The organism is Vibrio genomosp. F10 str. 9ZD137, assembly GCF_049974785.1.
Classification (GTDB): domain Bacteria; phylum Pseudomonadota; class Gammaproteobacteria; order Enterobacterales; family Vibrionaceae; genus Vibrio.
The window spans coordinates 1-3,506 of the sequence record NZ_JBNGCJ010000610.1 but is presented as its reverse complement, the minus strand read 5'-3'; the positions used below and the strand labels follow the sequence as shown (position 1 = coordinate 3,506).

Below are 3,506 nucleotides of genomic sequence, written 5' to 3'. Positions count from 1 at the left end.
CGGTGGCATCATCAGCATCTCGAGCCGCCGCCGCTGCGCCTTGAGCATTATTGGCCACTTCGGTTGCCGTTACAGCCATTTCGTTCATTGCTGTCGCCAATTGCTCCAACTCTTGAAGCTGACTACGCATCGCATCGGCAGATTCATGGGCACCATGCACAATCATCTCGGTTCCGTTCATGATTTCATGACCAATACTTTTCGATTGAATAATTTGATTTTGTAACGTTTCAGTAAACTGATTAAAACCTTTAGCCAACTCGGCAAATTCAGCATCAGTATTAGTATCAAGACGTTTTGTTAAGTCCCCTTGACCAGAAGCGACATCTTGAATCGCCGCGTTTAACGTCCCTAATGGGCGCATCAATACGCGAATCAATAGTGTCAAAACGATCACGCTTAAAATAACGCCAATCAACGTATAAATAACCGAGCTATTACGCAATTTTGCTATTGCCGAAAATGCAATAGACTCATCAACAATCGCGCCGACATACCAGTTTTCTGAAGGTACTTTCATGAATTGGACAAGGAATGTTGAGCCATTCATCTCTATGTTCTGAACACCTTCTTTGATTTGAACTTCCGGCATATAGGTGGATAATTTTTGCCCGTTATTCTTTGTTTCTGGGTGTGCGATCGTCGTTCCATCATCAGTCACTATAAATAGGTAACCCGCATCCAGCAGGTTAATGCTGTTGACCAGATCCGCAAGTCCAGTGAGTTCCATGTCATAGAACATACCCGCCGTGAATTTGCCATTTTCTTTGACTGGCGTACCAATTGAAATAATAACGTTACTTGTTGATACATCGACATAAGGGGCCGTCACGACCAATCGACCTTTCGATTTTGCATCGATAAACCAAGGACGAACTCGTGGATCATAATCCGGGCCGGCTTCCCAACCGTCATCATTTTCAATAACAAAGCCATTCGAATCGTAACCAAAACCGACCGCTAGAAAGCTCGACTTCAAATTAGGCTTCTCTAGGATCATTTTTACGTAATCTTGATCTTGGGGATTAATCTCAATCACTTCAGTGGTCGACTGAGCCAGGGACTTTTTACTCTCCATTTCCGATGAAACAGTATTTTTTACCCCAACAACCATTTCATTCAAGCTACTGTTTACTAGATTCTCTACTTCCGATTGAACCGTAGATAACTGCTGAACAGACAGTAAAGAAACCGTAACAAACAACAATGCTGAAGACGCTGCCACAATTTTCTGACTAAATTTCATAACTTCCCTCGACTAGGTGACACCAAATTAGAATTATTCCATATGCTATATCGTCAAATTTTACAAAAACTTAATTACTTTTTTGTAAATAAATTGATGGCTATTTGTGACTTATAGGTAGAAGTATAGATGCAAAAGCAAAAAAAAAGCTCTACCTGATTAAAATCAATAGAGCTTTACTTTTATTTCAATATGTTACGTTATAAAAACGATTTGTTAGGGGGTAATTTTCGGCTCTTCATCTTCATGGCTAGGCAGTGCATTAACCACGGCTTTGACTAATGTCGCCAGCGGAATGGCAAAAAAGACCCCCCAAAAGCCCCATAACCCACCAAAGACCAGGACCCCAACAATAATAGCAACAGGGTGAAGGTTAACGGCTTCAGAAAACAGAACAGGCACTAACACATTGCCATCGAGCATCTGAATAATGCCATAAGCAAACAGTAACCAATAAAACGGTGGTGTGAGACCCCATTGAAATAGCCCGACGATGGCAACCGGTACCGTCACCGCTGCCGCCCCGATATAAGGGATCAAGACAGAAAAACCCACCGCCACAGCGAGCAACACTGCATATCGAAGATCCAATAAAGCGAACGTAATGTAGCTTGCACCGCCAACAATTAAGATCTCAAGCACCTTACCTCGAATGTAATTCGAAATCTGCTGGTTCATCTCAACCCAAACTTTATCGGCCAAACGTCGGTTTCTTGGTAAAATACCACTCGCCATCGCCACCATTTCTTTCTTATCTTTCAACAAGAAGAACACCAATAGCGGAACAAGAATGAGATAGACAGCAAGCGTGGCTAAACTCACCAGTGATGCAAGGGATCCCTTAACCACACTTTCTCCCATACCAATCGCTTGATTTTTCATATTGATAATCAATGATTCAACTATCTGAAGATTGGCAAGTTCAGGGTAGCGTTCAGGCAAAATAGCGATAAAGTTTTGCAAGCCAATATACATATTGGGGATGTCGTTAATAAGATTGCCTACCTGTTGCCAGATAGTCGGAATTAACCCAAACACGGCCAATAACATCAAGCCAGTAAACGACAGAATAACCATGATAACGGCGAGCGTTCTGGGGATACGAAAACGACTAAGTTGGGTCACTGGCCATTCGAGCAAATAAGCCAACACAATGGCGACAAGCAAAGGCGCAATGAGATGACCAAAAAAATAGATGGTAATGAAACCAAAAAATAAAATAGCGACCAAGCTTACAGCGTGTGGATCTGAAAAACGTCGCTTGTACCAGCGACTGACCATATCTAACATTAAGCAGTGTTCCCTTTAATTTTGAATAACGACTTTAAGTCTAAAGCCGTCGTCTATTTTCTCACTAATCACTAAGTGGTTCTTCAAACGAAAGTAGCGCTCTACGTCTTGAAATGAGCTTTCATCAGAAAGGATAACTTCAGCCTCCTCCCCGACGGTAAGCGTTGTGACGTAACGTTTTGCCAATAGTAGCGCCATAGGGCAGCGTTCAGCACGTAAATCTAGAAGTCGTTCCACTTTTTGACTCGATACACTTAAGTAAGCCGCTATTGTATAGGGTTTTATGCAGCAAACAAAATTCAAGTTCATGTTTCATTACGGCGCCCTTGTATTTACGAGGGTATCAACGTTAAAGTAGCCACTACCGCTTGCCATGCCGCTATATTTTGCCACTCTTCCAACAAAGAGCAGAAATAGTTGAAACAAAACAGGCTTTGCCGTGTCAATAACAACAATGAAAATGGAGTATTGTTGACTACTATGTTTAAACGCGCCCGCTCGTTAGTTTGCCTTTGCGTCGCCACGACTATTGCCAGCCCTTCAGTATCCGTAGCCAATAATATTGAGCTACCGGATATAGGCACCGCTGCGGGAGGAACCCTCACGATAGATCAAGAGATTGTCTATGGTGATGCGTACATGCGAATCCTGAGAAACAACCAGCCTATCATTAATGACCCTGTATTGAATGAGTATATCGACTCACTAGGGCATCGATTAGTCGCCAGTGCTGACGACGTAAAAACCCCATTTACCTTTTTTATGATTCGAGATCGAAATATCAACGCCTTTGCATTCTTTGGCGGTTATGTTGCGTTGCACTCCGGATTATTTTTACACGCTCAAACAGAAAGCGAACTGGCTTCTGTTGTTGCCCATGAAATCGCTCACGTTACTCAACGTCACTTGGCAAGAAGAATGGAAGACCAAGCCAGACGTTCACCCGCTACATTAGCAGCACTTGCGGCTT

At 42.8% G+C, this 3,506-nt stretch carries 4 protein-coding genes; 1 reads left to right on the top strand and 3 read right to left on the bottom strand.

Translation table 11 applies throughout. The features are described 5' to 3' along the window. The 3 genes from ACP45E_RS14840 to ACP45E_RS14830 all read right to left on the bottom strand — a co-directional run. On the bottom strand, positions 1–1,246 hold a 1,246-nt coding region (locus tag ACP45E_RS14840; RefSeq protein ID WP_069585177.1), incomplete at its 3' end, for a PDC sensor domain-containing protein. 216 nt (positions 1,247–1,462) lie between these two features. After that, a complete protein-coding gene (locus ACP45E_RS14835) occupies positions 1,463–2,536 on the bottom strand; it encodes an AI-2E family transporter (RefSeq protein ID WP_017038380.1) in 1,074 nt (357 codons plus the stop codon). A 15-nt stretch (positions 2,537–2,551) separates the two neighbouring features. Beyond that, positions 2,552–2,773 (bottom strand): sulfurtransferase TusA family protein, encoded by a 222-nt coding sequence (locus ACP45E_RS14830; RefSeq protein WP_017033289.1) that lies wholly within the window; start codon positions 2,771–2,773, stop codon positions 2,552–2,554. A 243-nt stretch (positions 2,774–3,016) separates the two neighbouring features. Here ACP45E_RS14830 and ACP45E_RS14825 point away from each other — a divergent pair. Beyond that, the coding region (locus ACP45E_RS14825) for a M48 family metalloprotease (protein WP_158008385.1) at positions 3,017–3,506 on the top strand (490 nt) is incomplete at its 3' end.

Excerpts from the sequence above, each read along its gene's own strand:
- ACP45E_RS14835 (WP_017038380.1), bottom strand. The coding sequence starts at position 2,536 with ATGTTAGATATGGTCAGTCGCTGGTACAAGCGACGTTTTTCAGATCCA.